This is a genomic window from Streptomyces sp. NRRL WC-3605 (genome assembly GCF_001509795.1).
GTDB classification, from domain to species: domain Bacteria; phylum Actinomycetota; class Actinomycetes; order Streptomycetales; family Streptomycetaceae; genus Streptomyces; species Streptomyces viridochromogenes.
Map to the genome: position 1 here is coordinate 62,064 of NZ_LLZN01000045.1, position 20,750 is coordinate 82,813.

Annotated in this window: 15 protein-coding genes and 3 pseudogenes; 2 read left to right on the forward strand and 16 right to left on the reverse strand. The window is 70.7% G+C overall.

Features of this window, described 5'->3' with window-relative positions; genetic code table 11:
* Positions 1-175: 175 nt before the first annotated feature.
* From ADL34_RS10345 to ADL34_RS10360, 4 genes are all read right to left on the reverse strand, one after another.
* The gene (locus ADL34_RS10345; protein WP_062672607.1) at positions 176-2,554 is read right to left on the reverse strand and encodes a glycoside hydrolase family 3 N-terminal domain-containing protein; all 2,379 of its coding nucleotides are present in this window, start codon (positions 2,552-2,554) and stop codon (positions 176-178) included.
* A 79-nt stretch (positions 2,555-2,633) separates the two neighbouring features.
* Positions 2,634-3,530, reverse strand: a complete 897-nt coding sequence (locus ADL34_RS10350) for a carbohydrate ABC transporter permease (protein ID WP_062672605.1) — start codon at positions 3,528-3,530, stop codon at positions 2,634-2,636.
* Position 3,531: 1 nt separating this feature from the next.
* The gene (locus ADL34_RS10355; RefSeq protein ID WP_062672603.1) at positions 3,532-4,434 is read right to left on the reverse strand and encodes a carbohydrate ABC transporter permease; all 903 of its coding nucleotides are present in this window, start codon (positions 4,432-4,434) and stop codon (positions 3,532-3,534) included.
* Complete coding sequence (locus ADL34_RS10360; protein ID WP_062672601.1) at positions 4,431-5,741, reverse strand: extracellular solute-binding protein; 1,311 nt, start codon at positions 5,739-5,741, stop codon at positions 4,431-4,433. Before ADL34_RS10360 ends, ADL34_RS10355 begins: the two co-directional genes overlap by 4 nt.
* Before the next feature lie 337 nt (positions 5,742-6,078).
* Between ADL34_RS10360 and ADL34_RS10365 the strand changes: the two genes are divergently transcribed.
* A complete protein-coding gene (locus ADL34_RS10365) occupies positions 6,079-7,107 on the forward strand; it encodes a LacI family DNA-binding transcriptional regulator (protein WP_062672599.1) in 1,029 nt (342 codons plus the stop codon).
* A gap of 330 nt (positions 7,108-7,437) precedes the next feature.
* Here ADL34_RS10365 and ADL34_RS34725 read toward each other — a convergent pair.
* The 7 genes and pseudogenes from ADL34_RS34725 to ADL34_RS10390 form a co-directional block, all read right to left on the reverse strand.
* Positions 7,438-8,190 (reverse strand): annotated as a pseudogene (locus ADL34_RS34725) (IS5 family transposase); the annotation flags it as partial.
* A 9-nt stretch (positions 8,191-8,199) separates the two neighbouring features.
* Positions 8,200-8,454: pseudogene (locus ADL34_RS36625) on the reverse strand (transposase family protein); the annotation flags it as partial.
* A gap of 190 nt (positions 8,455-8,644) precedes the next feature.
* Positions 8,645-9,484 (reverse strand): alpha/beta fold hydrolase, encoded by an 840-nt coding sequence (locus ADL34_RS10370; protein WP_062672598.1) that lies wholly within the window; start codon positions 9,482-9,484, stop codon positions 8,645-8,647.
* Between the two features lie 407 nt (positions 9,485-9,891).
* On the reverse strand, positions 9,892-11,052 hold the full coding sequence (locus ADL34_RS10375) for a serine hydrolase domain-containing protein (RefSeq protein ID WP_234374981.1): 1,161 nt from the start codon (positions 11,050-11,052) through the stop codon (positions 9,892-9,894).
* Positions 11,052-11,525 carry a Dps family protein gene (locus tag ADL34_RS10380; protein ID WP_062672596.1) on the reverse strand — a complete coding sequence of 158 codons (474 nt, stop codon included), beginning with the start codon at positions 11,523-11,525 and terminating at the stop codon, positions 11,052-11,054. Before ADL34_RS10380 ends, ADL34_RS10375 begins: the two co-directional genes overlap by 1 nt.
* A 34-nt stretch (positions 11,526-11,559) precedes the next feature.
* A complete protein-coding gene (locus tag ADL34_RS10385; protein WP_062672594.1) occupies positions 11,560-12,393 on the reverse strand; it encodes an alpha/beta fold hydrolase in 834 nt (277 codons plus the stop codon).
* A gap of 129 nt (positions 12,394-12,522) precedes the next feature.
* Positions 12,523-15,273 (reverse strand): AAA family ATPase, encoded by a 2,751-nt coding sequence (locus tag ADL34_RS10390; RefSeq protein ID WP_062672592.1) that lies wholly within the window; start codon positions 15,271-15,273, stop codon positions 12,523-12,525.
* A gap of 184 nt (positions 15,274-15,457) precedes the next feature.
* Between ADL34_RS10390 and ADL34_RS37230 the strand changes: the two are divergent.
* Positions 15,458-15,544 (forward strand): annotated as a pseudogene (locus tag ADL34_RS37230) (IS5/IS1182 family transposase); the annotation flags it as partial.
* Between the two features lie 205 nt (positions 15,545-15,749).
* Here ADL34_RS37230 and ADL34_RS36060 read toward each other — a convergent pair.
* The 5 genes from ADL34_RS36060 to ADL34_RS10415 all read right to left on the reverse strand — a co-directional run bounded on the left by ADL34_RS36060 (position 15,750) and on the right by ADL34_RS10415 (position 20,669).
* Positions 15,750-16,301 carry a hypothetical protein gene (locus ADL34_RS36060; RefSeq protein ID WP_159038910.1) on the reverse strand — a complete coding sequence of 184 codons (552 nt, stop codon included), beginning with the start codon at positions 16,299-16,301 and terminating at the stop codon, positions 15,750-15,752.
* Positions 16,302-16,554: 253 nt separating this feature from the next.
* Entirely contained in the window at positions 16,555-17,301 is a 747-nt protein-coding gene (locus ADL34_RS10400; protein ID WP_062672589.1) for a hypothetical protein, read from the reverse strand.
* Between the two features lie 277 nt (positions 17,302-17,578).
* Positions 17,579-18,532: an alpha/beta hydrolase family protein gene (locus ADL34_RS10405; protein ID WP_062672587.1), complete on the reverse strand. Its 954-nt coding sequence runs from the start codon at positions 18,530-18,532 to the stop codon at positions 17,579-17,581.
* A gap of 65 nt (positions 18,533-18,597) precedes the next feature.
* A complete protein-coding gene (locus ADL34_RS10410; RefSeq protein ID WP_062672585.1) occupies positions 18,598-19,302 on the reverse strand; it encodes a TetR/AcrR family transcriptional regulator in 705 nt (234 codons plus the stop codon).
* A 182-nt stretch (positions 19,303-19,484) separates the two neighbouring features.
* On the reverse strand, positions 19,485-20,669 hold the full coding sequence (locus ADL34_RS10415; RefSeq protein ID WP_199835551.1) for a PP2C family protein-serine/threonine phosphatase: 1,185 nt from the start codon (positions 20,667-20,669) through the stop codon (positions 19,485-19,487).
* Positions 20,670-20,750: the final 81 nt, after the last annotated feature.

Genomic DNA, 20,750 nt, shown 5'->3' on the forward strand with positions numbered 1-20,750 from the left:
GCTGTGGGGGGTGCGCGAGGCCGCTGTGGGGGGTGCGCGAGGCCGCAGTGGGGGTGCGCGAGGCCGCAGTGGGGGTGCGCGAGGCCGCAGTGGGGGTGCGCGAGGCCGCAGTGGGGGTGCGCGAGGCCGCAGTGGGGGTGCGCGGCGCTCCTGACCGGCGCCGCGCACCCCCGGATCAGGTGGTCACCGGCTCCTGGACGAGCGTGGCGTGCAACCGGCGCGTGTGGTCGAGCGGGCGCTCGGCTCCGGTCAGAGTGACACGGGCCGTCAGACGCGGGTCCGCACTGGATGCGGACAACCGCAGTTCCAGTTCCCCCGGTTCGACGATCCGCGTGCCGTCGCGTCCGGTGAAGGAGGCCAGGTCGGCCGGGACCGTGACGCTCAGGTGCCGGGCCTCCCCCGGTTCCAGTGCGACCCGCGTGTAGCCGATGAGGCGTTGCACCGGCTGGACGACGGAGGCGACCGGGTCGTGCAGGTAGAGCTGGACCACCTCGGTCCCGGCCCGGTCTCCGGCGTTGCGGACGGTGAAGGAGAGCGCGAACTCGCCGTCGGTCGGGGCCTCTTCGGCCGCCACACTCAGGTTCGACCAGTCGAACCGCGTGTACGACAGGCCGTGGCCGAAGGCGAACGCCGGGGTCGGGTCGATGTTGGACACCGCGCCGGCGTGCGCGAGCCGCGCCCCGAGGTACGTGCCCGGCTGGGAGCCCGGCCCGCGTGGCACGCCGACCGGCAGACGCCCGGAGGGATTGACCCGGCCGCCGATCACCCCGGCGATCGCGCGCGTACCCTCCTCCCCCGGGAAGAAGGACTGCACGATCGCCGCGGACTCCTCCACCGCGCGCCCGAGTGCGTACGGCCTCCCGGCCAGCAGGACGGTGACGACCGGGGTGTCGAGGTCCAGCAGGGCGTCGAGCAACTGCTGCTGCGCGCCCGGCAGCGCCAGTGAGTCGGCGTCGCAGCCCTCGCCGCTGGTGCCCCTGCCGAAGAGCCCGGCCCGGTCGCCGAGCACCACCACGGTGACGTCCGCGTCGCGCGCCAGCCGCGCCGCCTCGTCGAGGCCCGTGAGGTCCCCGTCGTCGACGCCGGTGCCGCGCGCGTACGTGATCTCGGCTTCGGGGAACTCCGCGGCGAGTGTGTCGCGCAGGGTGGGCAGGTCGATGCCGAGCGGCGTCCCGGGGTGGCGGACGCCGATGTGCTGCGGGAAGGAGTAGCAGCCCAGCACGGCGACGGGTTCGTCGGCGTTGGGTCCGATCAGGGCGATGCGGCGCGGGCGGTCCAGCGGCAGGGTGCCGTCGTTGCTGAGCAGCACGACCGCTTCCTCGGCGAGGGTGCGGGCCAGGGCGCGGTTGTCCGGGCCGTCCAGGTCGATCCGGCCGCGCAGGGCCTCCGGGTCGTCCCGGTCAGTGCCGTCGAGGGCCGCCGGGACGGGGTTCCAGTCCGGGTCGAGCAGGCCCAGTTCCACCTTCTGGGTGAGGACCCGGCGTACGGCACGGTCGACCAGCTTCTCCGGGACGCGGCCGTCGGCGACGGCCTCGGTCAGGGGTGTGCCGTACGTCTTGACGTTGGGGAGTTCGACGTCGATGCCCGCGCGCAGTGCCGTACCGGCAGCGCTTGCCCAGTCGGACGCCACGCCGTGCAGCGTCTTGAGGAAGGCGATGGCGAAGTAGTCGGCGACGACGGTGCCGTCGAAGCCCCAGGTGTCGCGCAGCAGGCCGGTGAGCAGGTCCTCGTCGGCGGCCGAGGGCATGCCGTCGGTGTCGGTGTAGGCGTTCATGACCGAGCGGGCGCCGCTCTCGCGGATCGCCATCTCGAACGGTGGCAGCAGTACGTCGGCGCGTTCACGCGGGCCCACGGAGGCGGGCGCGAGGTTGCGGCCGGCGCGGGAGGCCGAGTAACCGGCGAAGTGCTTGAGGGTGGCGACGATCCCGGCGGACTCCAGGCCCTGGACGTAGGCCGTGCCGATGGTGCCGACGAGGTACGGGTCCTCGCCGATGGTCTCCTCGACGCGGCCCCAGCGGGCATCGCGCACCACGTCCAGGACGGGTGCGAGACCCTGGTGGACGCCGACGGACCGCATGTCGCGGCCGATGGCGGCGGCGACGCGCCGGACCGTGTCGGGGTCGAAGGCGGCGCCCCAGGACAGTGGGACGGGATAGGCGGTCGCCCCCCAGGCGGCGAAGCCGGCCAGGCACTCGTCGTGCGCGAGGGCGGGGATGCCGAAGCGGTTCGACGCGGCGATCCTGGCCTGCGTGCGGGCCAGGGAGAGCGCGCCCAGGGCCGCGTCGACGGGGACCGTGCCGAAGGGGCGGGTCAGCTGGCCGAGTCCGGTGGGCAGGAGGGCGTCGAGGTCGACGGGCTCCTCCATCTCGTGCTGGTGGGGGGCCACTTCGCCGCCCTCGTCGGAGGCGCCCACCCACACTCCGTACAGCTGGGCGGTCTTCTCCGCGAGGGTCATCGCGTCGACGAGTGCGTCCACGCGTGCGGCGACGGAGGCGGTGGGGTCGTTCCAGAGGGCTGTCACGGAGGTGTTCTCTACGGCCACGTCGGCGTTCACTTTCCTCCCACGCCCGTCGGCCCCTGGAGCAGGGCACCGCGGGCGAACCGGTAGACGAGTGGAGCGGTGTCCGTGCCGGTCAACGGCTGAACCCCGCGGTCAGGCCGCTCAGCAACTGGCGGCGGCCGAAGGCGTACAGGACCAGGACGGGCAGGGTGGTCAGGACGACGGCGGCGAGCACGGCGGGGACGTTGACGCCGTACTGGCCCTGGAAGGTCCACAGGGCGAGCGGCAGCGTGCGCCGGTCCGGGCTCTGGGTGAGGACCAGGGGCAGCAGGAAGCCGTTCCAGATGGTCAGGGCGTTGAAGATGGACACGGTGAGGATGGCGGGACGGGTGAGTGGTGCCGCCAGCCGCCACAGCGTCGTCCACTCGTTGGCGCCGTCGACGCGCATCGAGTCGAACAGTTCCTTGGGCACGTCCCGGATGAAGTTGGCGAGCACCAGCACCGACAGCGGGATGGCGAAGGCGATCGACGGGAGGATCAGGGCCGGCAGGCTGTCGTAGAGGTGCAGTTTGATGATGATGAGGTAGACCGGGATGATCGTCGCCTGGAGCGGGATGGCCAGGCCCATGAGGAACAGGCCGTTCATCGCCAGCAGGACCCGCATGCGCCAGCCGCGGACGATCGCGTAGGCCGCCATGAAGGAGACCACGACGGCCGGCACGACGGCGCCGACGGTCACGACGACACTGTTCAGGAAGTACTGCAGGAAGTCGGACTCGATGACGAGCCGGTAGTTCTCCAGGGTGGGGTCGGTCGACGGCACCAGCGGGTTGCTGGCGTAGTAGCGGCTGCGGGCCTTGAAGCTGGTGATGAGGGTCCAGTAGAGAGGTACGGCCACGACGGCGAGCCACAGCCATCCGGCCAGGCCTCCGAGCCAGTTGCGGCGACGGGTGGCCGGGCGGGAGCGGCGGGGGCCCTCGTCGTGGGTGACCTTCTGCGGTCGTCGCGTCTTGGTCAGCGTGGTGGTCACGTCAGGCCCCCTCGAGTTGGCTGGCGCCGGCGTTCCGGCCACCGAGGCGGCGCAGCAGCAGGGCGAGCCCGAGACCGACGAGGACGAGGATCACCGCGATGACGCTGGCGGGTCCCATCAGGCTGGCCTGGAAGCCCCGCTTGTACATGTCCAGGGCGAGCACGCGGGTGGCGTCGCCGGGGCCGCCCTCGGTCAGGATGAAGATGAGGTCGAAGAAGGTCAGCGACCCGACGACCATCAGCGTGGACGAGGTGATGATGGTGTACTTCAGCTGGGGCAGCGTGATGCTGAAGAACTGCCGGACGCGTCCGGCTCCGTCCAACTGGGCCGCCTCGTAGAGCGACTTGGGGATCTGCTGGACACCGCCCTGGTAGATCAGGGAGTGGAACGGGATGAACTGCCAGGAGACGACGAAGATGACGACTCCGAACGCGAGCCCCGGCCGCCCCAGCCAGTCCCGGCTCAGCGCCTGGATGTCCAGTCCGGCGCCGAGTCCGAAGTTCGGGTCGAGCAGGGCCTTGTAGGCGAGTGCGATGGCGGCGGAGCTGAGCATCAGCGGGATGAAGTAGACGACGCCCAGGACCGCGCGGTAGCGCTGGCGGCCGGCGAGGAACGTGCCGAGCAGGATGCTCAGTGGTGTCTGCACGGCCCAGGACACGGCCATCACCAGGAACGTCACCCACAGGGCGTGGGTCAGTCCGGGGTCGGTCAGCACCTTGCGCCAGCTCGTGAGCCCGGTGGCGCGGATGGTGCCGATACCGTCCCACGTGGTGAAGCTCAGCGCGAAGACGCCGACGAGCGGGACCACGGCGAAGCCGACGAAGAGCACCAGCGCCGGCGTCGCCAGCCACGGCAGGGCGCTGTGTGGCCGGCGGCGCCGGGTGGTGCCGGGGAGGGCACTCATGCGTTGGTGACCGCGTTGAGGTTGGTGGCGAACTGCTTGGGCGAGATGGACAGTTGGAACAGCTTGACGATGTTGTCCAGCAGGGTCTCGGCGGCTGTCGGGCTGAGGGCCTGGTCCCAGGACTGCACGAACACCTTGGCCTTGCTGGCGATGTCGTAGGTGAACTGGAGGAAGTCGGCGTTGTCGGAGGCGGCCAGCAGTTTCTCCGTGCCCAGCTTGATCGGCACGGACCCGTTGCCGATCCACTGCTTCACCTCCTCCTCCTGGAGGACACCCTTGGCGAAGTACTCCTTCGCGACCTTCTTCTCCTCGGCGCTGGCCTTCGAGGAGATGGAGAGGTACTGGGCGGGGTTGCCGACGGTGTCGCTGAGATCGCCCTTGCCGCCTTCGACGGGCGGGAACGTCATGTAGCCCAGTGAGCCGCTGGAGACGAAGTCGCCGCCGTCGGCCTGCTGGATGCCGTACGACCATGCGCCGTGCAGCATCATGGCGGCCCGGCCGGTGTAGAGCAGCGCCTGGTCGGCGTTGGAGTCCGCGGTGATCGAGGAGAAGCCCTTGACGAATCCGCCGGCCTTGACCAGTTCCTGCAGCTTGGTGAGGGCCTTGATGGCGTCCGGGTGGGACCAGGCGTTCTTCTCGCCCTCGATGGCGGCCTGGAAGACCTCGGAGCCTCCGATGCGGTCGAAGAGGAACTCCAGCCACATCATGTTCGTCCACCGGGACTGCCCGCCGAGGGCGAACGGCGCTATGCCCTTCTTGTTGAACTTGGGCACCAGCGCCATGATGTCGTCCCAGGACTCCGGCGGCTTCGCGCCGACCTGGTCGAACACCTTCCTGTTGTAGTAGAGGATGATCGGCTGCACCGTCTCGCACGGCATCGCGTAGATCTTGCCGTCGACGGTCGCCGCGCCGAACGAGGACGGGAACAGGCTCTTCTTGAGGTCGGCGTGCTCGCCGAACCACGACGTGAGGTCCTCGACCTGGCCGGCCTCGGCGTAGGCGCGCAGAGTGCCGCCGCCCCAGCCCCAGATGATGGTGGGCGCCTTCCCGGCTCCGATGGCGGTCTTGATCTTGGTCTTGTATGCGTCGTTCTGGAAGGTCGTGTCCTCGATCTGGTCGTCGGGGTGGGCCTTGTTGAAGGCCTTCACGGCGCCGGACCTGACGCTTTCCTGGGGTTGTCCGTTCAGGTACCAGTACGTGGCACCGCCGCTCTTGCCGGGTCCTGACGAGCCGCCGCAGGCGGTCAGCGCTGCGGAGGCCGGCACGGCGGCCGCCAGGCCGAGGAGGGTACGTCGAGAGAGCGCCATGATTCTTCTCCGCACTCGAGAGCCGTCGGCATCCCGTGAGTCCTGGTGAAAGGTTTTCGAAAGTTCGCTCTTCAAGTTCTGTCCGAGCAAGCTAGGTTTCGGGCTGAGGCCCTGTCAATACGCGTGCAGCGACGCGATGAAACGGGTGGAACCCTTGCAGGAACTGGGCTCCATCGGTATCCGGTAGCTCGGCTGCGCGTTCCGAAAGGGTTTCGAAACTGGCTGACCTCGGGCGGAGCGTGACGCGGCGACTCAGGTACGGTTGACGGGTTCAGCACGCGTGGCCGGCCCGACCGGCGGGTCGCCACACCGGTGGACCTGGAGCTGAGAGGAACCGATGCGACCCAACGCCAGGCGCACCACTTTGGCGGACATCGCCCAGGCAGCTGGGGTCTCCGTGGCGACCGTGTCCAAAGTGGTCAACGGTCGCGGTGACGTGGCGCCGCACACCCGGGTCCGCGTGCAGGAGCTTCTGCACCAGCACGACTATCTCGCACCCGTGTTCCGCCACACCGAGGGCGTCGAGAGCCCGACCATCGAGGTGCAGTTCCAGGGCGGTCTCAAGTCCTACGTGGCGGAGGCCCTGGAAGGCATCGTCGACGCGGCCGCCGCTTCAGGCGCGTCGGTGGTGGTCAGCAAGGCGTCCAGCGCCCCGCACTGGGCCCGGGACCTGGTCTCGGCCGGGCGGCGCGCCGTCATCGCGGTCACCAGCGTGTACACCGCGGCCCACCTGAACGAACTGGCGCGCTCGGGGCTGCCGTTGGTCGTGCTGGACCCGCTGCATCTGCCGGACGCGCGGGTCACCAGCGTCGGGGCGACCAACTTCGCCGGCGGCCTGGCCGCGACCCGCCACCTGCTGTCCCTGGGCCACCGCCGCATCGCCTACCTCGGCGGACCGGCCATGGCCGTCTGCAACCAGGCCCGCATGCACGGCTACCGCGCCGCCATGGAGGCCGAGGGAGCACGGGTGCCGGACGCGTACATCCGACCCGGGGAGTTCACGTACGAGACCGGCCTGCACGGCGCGGCGGCGCTGCTGGACTTGGAGGATCCCCCTACGGCGGTCTTCGCGGCCAACGACGAGATCGCGCTCGGCGCCGTCGAGGCCGCGCGTACCCGAGGTCTGCGCGTCCCCGAGGACCTGAGCGTGGTCGGCTTCGACGACACGAGCCTCGCCCAGATGGCGTCACCGCCCCTGACCACGGTGCGCCAGCCGCTCCGGGAGATGGGCGCCGTGGCCCTGCGCACCGCCCTGCGACTGGCCAACGGCGAGAAGGTCGAGTCCCACCACATCGAGCTCGCCACCGAACTCGTCGTCCGGGCCTCGACGGCGGCGCCGCGCGAGGGGACGCTGGAGGGAGGGTGAGCGTCACGTGCTGCGCGGCGCAGGTCGGCGGCATGGACGCAACCCCGTGACATCACCGGCGCCACCGCCACCAACGCCCCCTGCGCGGTGGCTTCTTCGTGCCCGGCAGGGCGGCGGGAGCGGTCAGCTCGGTCAGCAGGTCGCGGTAGGCGGCGGGGTGCCGTGCCAACTGATCGTTTCAGAATGCTGTCCTGCGGAGACGCTGGCGGCCCATCGAAGAATCCCTTCACTCACGGGCTCGAGGAGGAGGGCGCCGTATGGAACGGGTTGGGGCTGCACGGGACCTCGTGGTCGGTTACGTCCACGCTCTGAACGCGATTGACGAGGCCCGCCCTGGTGGAGATCGGCACGTCGCTCGTAGCGGGTGCGGAGCCGTTTGAACTGGTGCAGCCAGGCGAAGGCACGCTCGACCACCCAGCGCACCTTGCCCAGCCCGGAACCGTGGGCGACACCGCGTCGAGCAATCAACGGCTTGATGCCCCGCTTCCACAGCAGACGGCGGTACTTGTCGAAGTCGTAGCCCCGGTCGGCATACAGACGCCGGGGCTTGCAACGGGGACGTCCCCGCAGTCCCCGGAGCGACGGGATAGCGTCGAGCAAAGGCATGAGCTGGGTGACGTCGTGTCGGTTCCCGCCGGTCAGCGTGACAGCGAGCGGGGTTCCGTGCCGGTCGACGATCAGGTGGTGCTTGGAGCCGGGGCGGGCACGGTCAACGGGCGAGGGGCCGACGTGATCCCCTCCTTTTGGGGCCCGGACATGCGAGCCATCCACGGAGCAGTCGTCCAGGTCCAGCAGGCCGGCACGGCGAAGCTCGCTCAACAGGGCAGCGCACAGGCGCGGCCACACTCCGGCCTCGGTCCAATCTCGCAGCCGACGCCAGGCCGTGACACCGGAACAGCCCACAGTCTCCGTCCGGACATCTCGCCACGCGACACCCGTCCGCAGCACGAACAGGACGCCGGCGACTGCCGCCCGGTCCAGAATACGCAGCCGCCCGGGGTGGCGATGGCGCCGTTCGGGAGCGGGCGGCAGCAACGGGGCCACCCGCTCCCACAGGCGGTCAGGAACAAGATCGGTGCGCACCCCGAACTCCCGCCAAGCGGTGGCCTCGGATCCCAAAACCGGCTTCCGAGCCGCGAGAACGTCTCGTTCTTCCGCGGATGGACCAGGGTGAGCAGCGCATGCTGGAAGCAGCCGAGCCTGCCCCAGCGTGTGTTGCGGGCCCGGCGATATTCCCGCAGCAGCCAGGAAACATGCTCGACCAGCTCATGCGGGACGCCGAGCACGGCAGGATACGAACACATCCAGAGCCCCTTCGGTCGTTGGTTCGGTGAGTGGAATCATCACGCCAACGACCAGGAGCTCTGTCTCGTCACCGCGCCTGCTGACCAGCCCATTTCGCCCTCCAGCACAGGATGGAAGAGGTTCGGTCACCAGAACTGGAACCGCGGTGGTGGGGCAGGTCGGCCTGTCACCCGAACCCGTATCAGGCCCGCTGTACGGGGACGTACGATGAGCGTCAGGGTGGAGCCCTCGGTCATCGGACCGTGCGGGCCGCCTGCTCGACGATGCGGGTGACGGCCTCGGGGCGGGATACGGATACCGCGTGTGACGCGTCGATGGTCGTCGTGCGGGCATGGGCGCGGGCCGACATGAAGCGCTGGGCAGCCACTGGGATGTTGCGGTCCTCTGTGGTCACCAGTGACCAGGAGGGGATCGTCTTCCAGGCGGCCTGGGTGGACTTCTCCTCCAGAGCGGCGGCAGCGATTGGACGCTGCGCCGCAGCCATGAGCCTGGCCTTGTCCCTCGGCACGTCTGCGGCGAACTGGTCGCGGAACTTGTCCGGCTTGATGTACACGTCCGCGCCCTGACCACCGTCAGGCAGGACGTAGTGGACGGACTCGACGGCTTGGCCGAGGGTGCTGCCGGGGAACTTGTCCGTCAGCCCGATCGAGCTCTCGCCCTCGTCCGGCAAGAACGCCGCGATGTAGACCAGTGCCTTCACCTTGCCTTCGAGGCCTGCAGCGGCCTGGCTGATGACGGTGCCGCCGTAGGAGTGGCCGACCAGGACCACTGGCCCGTCGATGTGGTCGAGGACGCTGCGCAGGTAAGCGGCGTCGCTCGCCGGACCACGCAGCGGGTTGGCGGCGGACACCACTGGGTAGCCCGCGCTCTGCAGCCGGGCGACGACACCGTCCCAGCTCGCGGCGTCGGCAAACGCTCCGTGTTCCAGCACGATCGTCGGACGTACGGGGTGGTGGGGCGTGGCGTCTGCCGCGGCGGGCAGGGTGACGGCGGCGACGGACAGTCCGACGGCTGCGGTGACACCGAGCAGTACGGATCTACCGCCCGGACGGACGAGGTGGGTCTTGCGCATGGGTGAAATCCCTCTTGTTCGATGAATAGTGTTCGACGGACCGAAAGGCGAGGCAGCCGGGTGCGTCGAGGAACGGGCCCGGATCGTTTGGCCGGTACGTGATGGACGGGCGTCCGTCAGCGCCGCGTGAGCAGCGCGGATCGCAGGACGCGGAAGCCTCGACCGGATGAGGGAGCGAGCTCCCCTTCAGCCGGATGACGGCCGCTCACTCGCGTTCCTACGCGATGTTTCCCTGCCCGTGGTCGGTGTGCGGAGCCAGATCACGCGTGCTGCGCGTGCGACGGCGTCGAGGCGGATACGGAGCCGTTTCCCGTAGCGTGTGGCGACCGGGCGAAGATCTTGAGGCGGTTGACGGTACGTTCGGCGGTGGGCCGTAGGCTCCCCCGCGCGGAGCCTACGGCTACACCTCAGCCGGTACCCTCCAGGACTTCGTAGACGTGCCTGAGGTAGATGTGCGTGCGCTCCGAACCGAGGAGCCCGTCGCCCACCCGGTTCATCGTGTACGAGAACGTGACGCGCCGGTCGAGGTCCATCATGACGATCGAGCCGCCCCTGCCGACCCAGAAGCAGATTCTCCCGGTGGGCATGTGCGGCATCGTCCTCGGATCGGCGAGGGCGTAGCCGATGCCCCAGCGGACGGGGACTCCCAGGAACAGGTCGACCCCGTCGGCCTGGACGTCGAACACCTTGTCCACCGTCTCCTCGGAGAGAAGCCGGCGGCCGTTGACCTGGCCGTGCCGCGAGACGACGGAGAGCGCTCGGGCCAGGCCACGTGCGTTGCCGTGTCCGTTGACGGCTCCGAGTTCGGCGGAGCGCCACTGCGGGGTGTCGACGTGCTCGTCACGCGCGGGGCTTCCGAGCAGCGTCCTGGTGAAGATCCCCTCGGGATCAAGACCCGTGGGCATGCCGATCGGCTGCGAGGGGGCCACCAGATCGGCGATACGCGGCCAGTCGGCCCGCCGCGCGCCGATCTGGACATCGGCCTGCGCCGGCTCGGCGATTTCGGTGGCGACGAACTCTGTCAGGCTGCGGCCGCTGACCCGCCGGACGAGCTCTCCCACCAACTGCCCCTGGGTCTGGACGTGGTAGCCGGACGCGGAGCCCGGCTCCCACCAGGGTGCCTGCGCGGCCAGCCGGGCACTCGCGGTGGGCCGGTCGTAGAGGTCCTCCAGGGAGAAGGGCTGCTCCCAGCCGGAGAGTCCCGAGGTGTGGGCCAGGACGTGCCGCACCTCGATGTGTTCTTTCCCCTGGGCGGCGAACTCGGGCCAGTAGTGCGCGACCGGGCGGTGCAGGTCCAGCGCACCCCGGTCGACGAGGATGAGGGCCGCGAGATTGGTGAAGGTCTTCGTGGTCGACCACAGGCTCACCAACGTGTCCCGGTGCCACGGAACGGTCCGCGCCGCGTCCGCGTGGCCACCCCAGAGATCGACTTCCATGACCCCGTCCACATCGACGGCGATCGACGCGCCCAGCTCCTCGCCGGCTTCGAGGTGTGCCGCCAGCGCCGCCCGTACCGGCTCGAACCGGTCAGTGCTCGTGCCCTCGACACCCATGCTCTTCTCCCCCATCAGCCCCGGTTCTCCGCCTGGAACATCCAGCTCTGCCTCTCGAGATCGGCTGTGAGCCCGACGAGGAGGTCCTCGGTGACGACATCCACCGGGCCCATCGCGACGATGCGCTCACGCAGCCTCTCGGTCACGGCGAAGAGCGCGTGCACCAAGGCGTCGACGGCGTCGCTGTCCTTGGTCCAGCCCGGCGGAAAGGCTGGCACGCCACTGGCTTTCGCGATGGTCCCGGCCCGTCCGTCCGGGCTGACGCCCAGGGCGGCCGCGCGCTCGGCCACCGTGTCGGCGTGGTTCCGGGCGATGGTGGCGGCCTCGTCGAGCTGGAGGTGGACCGAGCGGAAGCGCGGGCCGTACACGTTCCAGTGGGCCTGCTTGGCCACCAGGGACAGGCCGAGCAGGTCGGTCAGGGTCGCCTGCAGCACCGCTCCCGCGGTCTCGCGGTCGCGCTCGGGCAGAGGGTTGTTGACAACCGGCACAGGAGTGCGGTCCTTTCGTGACGGGCGCCGGCTCTCAAGCGGCGAGGAAGTCGAGCAGGGCGGCGTTGACCTCGGCCGCGTGGGTGAGCAGCAGTCCGTGCGGAGCGCCGTCGATCTCGACGAACCGCGCGTCGGGCAGGCGGCGGCGGAACTCGCGGGCCGTGGCGTCGATCGGCAGGATGCGGTCGGCGGTCCCGTGCAGGATCAGCGACGGCACGTCGATGCGCTCCACGTCGGCCCGGAAGTCCGTCAGCCACGCCGGGACGCACGCGTGGGCCGCCATGGGGGCCGAGTCGATGGCGGTGACCCAGTTCGCACGCAGCGCGGCCTCGCTGAGCCGCGACCCGAGCGTCTCGTCGGTGTTGAAGAAGTCGACGAAGAAGCTCTCGTACCAGGCGTAGCGGTCGGCCTCCGCCTGCTCCGCGATGCCGTCGAAGACGCTCTGCGGCACACCGGTGGGGTTGTCCGGCGTCTGCAGCAGGAACGGCTGGAGCGAACCGAGGAACGCCGCCTTCGCCACCCGCTCCGAGCCGTAGGTACCGAGGTAGCGGGCGACCTCGCCCGAGCCCATCGAGAAGCCGACGAGAACCGCGTCACGCAGGTCCAGCTGCGTCAGTACGGTGTCCAGGTCGGCGGCGAAGGTGTCGTAGTCGTAGCCCGTCATGGTCTTGCTCGACCGGCCGAAGCCACGGCGGTCGTAGGTGATGACGCGGTAGCCGGCCTTGACCAGCGCATCGGTCTGCTTCTCCCACGACTGCCCGTCCAGCGGGTAGCCGTGGATCAGGACGACCGGCTGTCCCGACCCGTGGTCCTCGTAGTAGAGGTCGATGCCGGTCGAGCCCTCGGTGCCGACGGTGATGGTTCCCATGGTGTGCCTTTCCGCCCGTCCGCCGTGTGCGTGCCGGGCATGGCATCAACCTAGGAATCGAGCGGGTCGGTCCGCGTCCGTCGGACTACGGCTTCGACGTACGTCATGGTGCCGCGTCTTCCGCGTACGTCATGACGCTGCGCTTTCGGGGTACGTCGTCGTGCCGCCGAGCACCGCGGCGAGTTCGCCGCGGGAGGTGACCCCTAGTTTGGGGAACATCCGCTGGAGGTGAGTGCTCACCGTCCGGGGCGAGACGTACAACCGCTCGCCGATCTCCCGGTTCGTCAGACCCTGCGCGGCGAGCTGCGCGACGTGCAGCTCGGTCGAGGTCAGCCGGTCGACCGCGGCCGGGTCCTGGCGCGGGGACGAGGCGCCCGCGGCGCGCAGTTCCTGTCGTGCCCGCTCCGCCCATGCCGACGCGCCGAGGGCGTCGAAGATCTCGCGTGCGGCCTGGAGGGCGACGCGGGACTCCGCTGGCCGCCGGTGACGCCGCAGCCACTCGCCCACGGCGAGGCGTGCCCGAGCCCCCTCGAACGGCCAGTCCGTGGGGACGGCGTCGAGGGCCGCCCTGTACAGCGGCTCGGCGGCGTCCTGCGGGCTCAGCAGGGCCCGGGCCAGTCGCAGCCCGCAGAGCAGGGCAGGCGAAGACGTCGATTCCCCGAGCGGGGTCAACTCCCGCACGATGTCGCGTGCCACCTCCGCGGATTCGCTGCGCACCGCCGCCTCGACCAGCTCCGCAACCGCGTAGAAGCGCAGCCAGGGGTGGAAGGCGGGGTCGGCCGGGTCGAAGACGCGGTGCAGGTGGCCGAACGCGTCGCCGTAGCGGCCCTGGCAGAGAGCCGCCTGCCCGCGGGCCATCTGCATGATGGCCAGCACCGGGCGTCCTCCGCTGGGAAGGGCCTCGCGTTCGGCTTCCGCCGCCCATGCCTCTGCCGCCGGGTCGCCGCTGACGGCGGCCAGCTGCGCGCGGATGGCGTTCACCATCGCGTGCACGAGAGGCTGACCGGTCTCACGGGCGAGCGACGAGGCTTCCTCCGCGGCGAGGGAGCCGGCGCGCACGTCACCCAGCCGTGCGGCGCTCCCCGCCTGGACGCAGAGGGCGCGGGCCAGCATCGATAGCCTGCCCTGTGCTCGCAGGGCGTCCAGCGACCTTGCCGTCAGCCGGCTCGCCAGGGCGGGAGCGCCCACCGTCACGGCGGCGGCGCCCAGGAGCTGGTCCCCCTCCGCGTTCTCCGATGAGCGCTCCAGCTGACCCGCCAGGCCCTCCATGACTCCTTCCCCATGCTCGACCGGCGCCGAGTACGCCCGCAGAGCGACCAGGTCGGCGTTGTCGGCAGGCACGGGCATCCTGTCGGCTGCGGCGGCGACCCGCTCGCGGGCGGCCGGGCCCGGCTCCCCCCAGAAGCACTGCAGGACCGCGCCCCACAGCATGCGCAGCCCCAGTGTCGACTCGCCGCCGGCGGCGATCTCGACCGCCAGTTCGGCCAGCTCGGCGGTCGCGGCGCCCTCGCCCCGCGTCCCCTCGGCCAGAGCGATGCTGACCCAGGCCGCGCGGCCTCGGTCCCGGACCGAAAGGTCCAGTGAGCGTGCCTGAATCAGCAGGTGCGCCGCATCGTCTCCTTGGCCCGACTCCAGTGCGAGCTCCGCCGCCCGGAGCAACCGGTCCGCCCGCGCGGAGGGGTCCTTGGTCAGCTCCGCCGCCCGCCTCAGCGCGGCGAGAGCCGCGGCGACACCGCCTCGCCGCAGGGCTCTGCCGGCAGTGGAGTCCAGATCCCGTGCCACTCGCTCGTCGAGACCGGCGGTGGCGGCGGCACGGTGCCAGGCCTGCCGATCGGGCTGCCCCTGGAGCGCGGCGGCCAGCGCGGCGTGCGCGGCCTGGCGCTCCACGGCGGTGGCGGCGTGGTGTATCGCCGAGCGGACGAGCGGGTGCCTGAAGATCAACCCCTGGGCCTCCACCAGGCCCGCGTCGATCGCCGCCTCGAAAGCGCCGACGCCGACGGCCGTCCCGAGCATCCGGGTCGCTGCGTCGAGGCACTCCTCCATCGTCCCGTCACCGTTGAGGGCCGAGAGGAGCAGGACCGCGCGGGTGTCGGCCGGCAGGCGGGAGACCCGTGCCGTGAACGTCCGCTCCAGCCGCGCGGTCAGCGGCAGCGGACCCGGATTGAGCGCGTACGCCCCGCCGACCGACTGCAGCGCGACCGGCAACTCGGTCAGCGCCAGCGGGTTCCCGGCGGCCTCCTCCAACAGCCGCCGTCTGACCTGCGGCCCCAGTCCGGGGGCCACCGCGTCCAGCACCTCCCCCGACACCTCGTCCGTCAGCGGGCCCAGGTGCAGCACGGGCAGGCCGGCACTGCTGAGGCGGTCGTCGAGGCGCCGGGTGACGGCGACCAGAACGAGAGGGTCGGATTCGATCCGCCGCGCCACGAACCCGAGCACATCGATGCTGGCACGGTCCATCCAGTGGGCGTCCTCGACGACCACCAGCAGTGGCGCCTTCGCCGCCGCGTCCGTCAGCAGGGTCAGCGCGGCCAAGCCGACGAGGTACAGATCGGGTACGGCCTCGTCGACCAGCCCGACGGCCGCGAGCAGCGCGCTGCGCTGACGTCCCGGCAAGTCGTCGACTCCGTCCCTCAGTTGGTGAACCAACTGGTGAAGACCCGCACAGGGCAGGTCCTCCTCCGACTGGACCCCCACAGCGGTGATCACACGGGTCCCACCGCGTGCCGCCGCGCCCGCGGCCTCCGCGACCAGCGCCGACTTGCCGATCCCCGGCACCCCGGTGATCACCGCAGCACCGCCCGAACCAGCGGCCCCCTGCTCGACCAGGGCCGCCAGCGTGCGACGCTCCGTATCGCGCCCCAATAGCACCCGCCGATGCATGCCGCATCCCCCCTGTTTCTCCGTACCTCCCCAGCACCCCACTGCTCCGCGTCGTTGCGGAACCAGGCGAACTGGCGGCATCGCCGCTGGTGAGCGGACCTGGAAGCCCGGCCTGGATGCCGTTCATGCAATGGTATGCATGCCGCCGGGCGGGAATGACCGCTGTCAGCATGGGCGGAACCGAGCCGCCGCCGGGATGTCCCAGGCCACCGCTTGGCGGTACGTCGACGAGACGCTGGACGTCCTGAATGAGTTGAGCTGCGGGACTCATGCTCAGCGAATGTCATCGGCAGGGAGTTCGGGGTGCGCACCGATCTTGTTCCTGACCGCCTGTGGGAGCGGGTGGCCCCGTTGCTGCCGCCCGCTCCCGAACGGCGCCATCCCGGACCGGGCGGCACTCGCCGGCGTCCTGTTCGTGCTGCGGACGGGTGTCGCGTGGCGAGATGTCCGGACGGAGACTGTGGGCTGTTCCGGTGTCACGGCGTGGAAGGGATTACTCCATGGGCCGCCAGCGTCTCCGCAGGGCGGCATTCTGAAACGATCAGTAAGTCGGCTCCGGCCGCGAGGGCGACGAAGTCGGGGATGTCCTGCCCTCGGAGGAGATCGACCGATGTCTGGGTGAAGCGCTCCAACAGGTTGTTCTCGTCGGCGTGGGCCAGCAGAGAGCGCAGCTCGGTGACTGCTTCCGTGGCCCTGGACCGTGCCGCCGGCCCGACCTGGAGCATGGTGCGCAGTCCGGCGGCCGGGGCGGCGGCCTGGAGCGGCCCGTGCAGCCGGTCGGCGAGGTCGCGCCCGGCCGCCGCGATCCCGCCTGCCTCAGGGCCGGCCTCCCGCAGGATCCACAGGCTGGTGACCAGCCGCCAGCCGAGGCCGAGGCCGGCCTCCTGGGGCAGGGTCTCGAGGCGGCTCGCGTCCCTCACCGCCGCAACGGCCCGTTCGTATGCGTCGGCCACCCGTCCCGCGGCCTCGGACAGCTCGGTCGCCCGCCGGACGAGACGGGCCTGCACGCCTAGGGGGTGTCTTCTCATCTCCGCCTCCCCGTGACAGGCCGTCAGTGTTCCGCGAACCCGAGGGGGCCGGCAGGGGTGACTGCGGCAGCGTTGGGACGGACGACACTGCCGGGTCCTGACCGCGGGGCCGCGTCTGCCGGCGTGGTGAGGGCGGGGGCAGGCGGGTGGCTGCTCGTCCGCCCCTGCCCTCACACGCTCAGCGCCTCCCGCACGGCCTGTTCGGACTCCGTTCCCCCTCCCTACGGCCCGCCGGGGATTCGGCGGCCCGACGTCACCTCAGGTGCCTGGTGAAGAACCGGGCCGCGGCCTCTCCCGCGTACGGGGGGACGCCGGTGTGTCCGCCCATGTTCGCCTGCAGGCTCTTCTCCTTGGAGGCGAAGGCGTCGAACAGGTCCAGCGACGCCTGCCGGTCGTTCCCCTCGTCGTCCCACTGCAGCAGGACGTGCAGGGGGATGGTGACCCGGCGTGCCTCGTCGAGGATCGCGCGGGGCACGAAGCTGCCGGCGAAGAGGCCGGCCGCGGCGATCCGGGGGTCGGTCGCCGCGAGGCGCACGCCGACGGAGATGATTCCTCCCGAGTACCCGACGGGTCCCTCGATCTCGGGCAGTGCCAGGAGGGCGTCCAGTGCGGACTGCCACTCCGGGACCGCCTTGTCGACGAGCGGGAGGATCAGGGCGTCGATGATCTCGTCACTGACCGGCTCCCCGGCCTGCTTGACCCTGCGCAGCTCGGAGCGGGCCGCTTCGAGGGCGTCCCAGCGGGGCCGGTCGCCGCTGCCCGGAAGCTCGATGGTGGCCGCGGCGAACCCGTCGGCGGCGGCGTGCAGGGCCCGTGCCACCAGCCGCGGGTACATCCTGTCCAGGCCGAGCGGGGGGTGGCCGAGCAGGATCAGCGGCACCGGAGCGGACGCGGTGGCGGACGCGGGGGTCCAGAGGATTCCGGGGATCTCCCCCAGGGTGAATGCGCGTTCGACGACGCCGTCGTCGAGGTGCCGTTCGGAAGTGAAGCGAAGGGGCATGGTCGTGCCTTTCGGGAGTGCGCTGCAACGGCGCTCCCGGACGACCTATCGCCCGACCGTGACCCCGGAGGAGAGCACCCACGTCGATACGTTCACGGGTACCACCTCCTCGTTCGCTTGCACGGCCTCGGTGAACGTAGCAGCACCGGCCGGGGTGCGCCAACGCGTTTTACGGCGCTGCGCGCGACTCAGCGCCAGCGCGGTGATCCTGCCGTCCTGCGATGCGTTCCGTTGCCGCGCGCAGGGCGGCGGCAGTGCTCGGCACGTGGGCCCCGGGTCACCGCATGTACGTCGCGAACCACTCCAGCATCTGCTCGGGCTCCCTCTGGAAGTGGAGGTAGCCGTCCCAGCGTGCCGTCGTGCCGTGGATCCAGAGGAGCTTCTTCTCCTCGATCGGGATGTTGTCGAACATGGCCTGCACATCGCTCGGCCGGGTCATCGGGTCGTCGTGGACCTGGTACAGGAAGGTCGGAACGGTGACGCTCTTCGCCGCCTCGACGGGCGACATGTCGTCGAAGCCGAAACTCACCGCGAGCCGGATCCTCTGCTCCAGCTCGTCGATGCGGTCACCGAGCCCCAGCAGGTCGAGGGTCGACTGCATGGCCACGCCGACGGACAGCGGCTGCGGGGAGACGACGCAGCGGACGTCCTCGAAGTGTTCGGGGTACCGCTGCATCGCGAACATGGTCGCGTTCGAGCCCTGGCAACGGCTGAACAGCCCGATGGTCATGTCCTTGAGCTGCTCGTCGCCGCGCGCGTACTGGAGTGAGCCGACGACGTCGCGTGCCTCGAAGCGGCCGCCGCTGCCGATTCCCCCGTTGCCGGATCCGCTGTGCCCGAAGTTGCGCATGTCGTAGGTGAGGACGTTGTACCCGGCCTCGTGGAGGATCCGGTAGTCGGGGACGAAGTCGACCTCGAAGTCGTTGCCGGCCAGGGCGCCGATCGACTTCCAGGGCTCCAGGTGGGCGGGGAAGCCGTAGCGGTTGAACCACAGGGGGTGGTTCGCGATGACCAGCTTGGTCGAGCCCTCGCGGGGGATGTACCAGGCCTCCAGCGGGACGCCGTCCAGGGAGGGGAAGGTCACGTCCTCGTACGCGAGCCCGTAGTCGGCCGGGGTCTTCAGGATCGGGGAGCGGATCGGATGCGCGAAGCCTTCCGCGACGCCGTCGAGAATGTGCTGTATCTCCTCTTCGCTCCTGGCGTGCGCCTGTTCCCGGGTGGTGGTGGTCATGCCTGTGTCCCTTCTGGGGCGTACTGGCGGTCGGTGGGTGCGGCGACGGGCCGGCACAGGGTCGATCAGTCGGCGAGCTCGGCGAGCCACTCGTGCAGGAGTGCCGTCTCGGAGGCCCGCAGCGCGCCGATCGGGCCGTGTGGCAGTTCGGCGCTCAGCCGTGCTGCGGCCTGCTGGAGCGGCGGTGTCGTGGGTGAGGCGGTGTAGGTGCGGGCCGGGCCGATGACGGCTTCGGCGACGGTGTCGCGCACGAGCACGCACACGGGATCGTCGGCGACTCCTCCTGTGCGGATCAGCTGGAAGGTCACGCCGACCGCGGCGGCCTCCACGACTCCGGCCGCCACTTCGGCGGGCAGACGGAGCCGCCCCGCGTCGTCGAGCTCGCGCATCATCGCCACGAGATCGGCGTGGGCCGCCTCGGCCGCCGGCGTCGTCCGCCCCCTTCCCGGCTGGCCGTACATGACGTGGTACAGCGCGGCGTTGGTCACACCGAACTCCACGTGCATGTCCCAGCCGCGCCGGAAGTCCTGGGCGAGGTCGCCGGTCGTCCCCAGGGATCGCTTGCGGGCGAGGTAGCGCTCGAATCCGTCGGTGACCACGGCCTGCAGCAGTCCGTCCTTGTCACCGAAGTGGTGGTAGAGCGTCGGGGGCCTGACACCGGCGGCGTCACACACTTCGCGCGTCGAGATCTGTCCGCTCGTCGAAGCCGCCAGCAGCTCGGCGGCCACCTCCATGATGCGGTGCCGGGTCTGCTTGTTCTCCGTTGCCATATATCAACAGTACAGCTTCAGAGTAGATGTGTATAGCGACGCTATAGCCGGCGGAGCCATGACACTGGCGGCTATAGCGACGCTATAGCCGGCGGAGCCATGACACTGGCGGCGTCGTCCTCGGCGGTTCGTTGTCCCACCTCGTCCGGCACTCGTCCGGCACAGGACGCAGCTCTCGGCCGTCAGCCCTGGTCGAGGGGGCCGTCGGGCAGGCGGTACGCGGCCAGGGCCGCGATGTCGTCGTCGAGGTGACCGCCCGAGAAGGCGACCAGGTCCTGGTGGAGGCGGTTCAGCAGGTCGGGCGGGGACAGTCCCACCCACGACCGGATGCGCTCGTGCAGCAGATAGAAGGAACCGGCCGCGTCACGGGTCTCCGTCACGCCGTCGGTGTAGAGCAGGAGCAGGTCACCGGGGCGGAACGGCATCACGTCCAGGCAGTAGTCGACGCCCAGCAGGACCCCCAGGTTCAGGGGCAGCCCCTCATCGGACGGATGCAGCTCGGTGACGCCGTCGGGGCCCAGGCGCAGCGGGGGCGGGTGGCCGCAGTTGACGAGGCGGACCACGGGCTCGTCATCGGGCACCTCCGCGAACACCGCCGTGACGAAGCGCTCCGCCATGTCACTGCCCGGCAACTGCGCGGCCCTGCGGCTCATGCTCCGCTCGACGCGGCGTGCCACACCGGCCAGGTCGGGCTCTTCGTAGGCGGCCTCACGGAAGGCGCCCAGCATCGTCGCGGCCGTCTCCACTGCCCGCAGCCCCTTGCCCCGTACGTCGCCGATGAGGAGGCGGACCCCGTGGGCGGTGACGACCGCTTCGTACAGGTCGCCGCCGATCCGTGCCTGTGCCGCGGCGGAGAGGTAGAGCGCCTCCATCGACAGCCGGCCCAGTCTGCGGGGCACCGGGCGCAGCAGCACGCGCTGCGCCGTCTCGGCCACCGAGCGCAGGGTCGCGAGGGTGCGCTCACGGCGCATCCGGTGGGAGGCCAGAATGGCGCCGAGTACGCCGAGGAGAGCGGTGCAGACGTAGGCGCCGACATAGTTGCGGTCCCAGAGGTAGCCCACCATGCGTCCGGCGCAGCACGGCGTACCGGCCAGCACGCCCTCCAGTACGACGGCGAAGACCGTGACCGCCAGGACGACAGCCGGGCCGTACGCATAGGCGGCGACGACGGGCAGTGCGATGAGCAGGAAGCTCACGGGCCACTGCACCGGCGTGATCGGCTCGAGCGCCAGCACACCGGCCACGTACAACGCCGGCAGCCAGCGCATCCAGGCGGACGGCGTGGGCACCCGCGGGCTCTCGTCGCCCTGCGGCGCTGCGCGGCGGCTGGTGCCGTCGACGCCGTTCCGCCGGTCCGGCCACCTCATCACCGGCTCCGGCCCCGGTCACGGATCGGCCGTCGCGTGCCGCGCATGCGAACCCCTGTCACAGACTGATCATCATCGCCA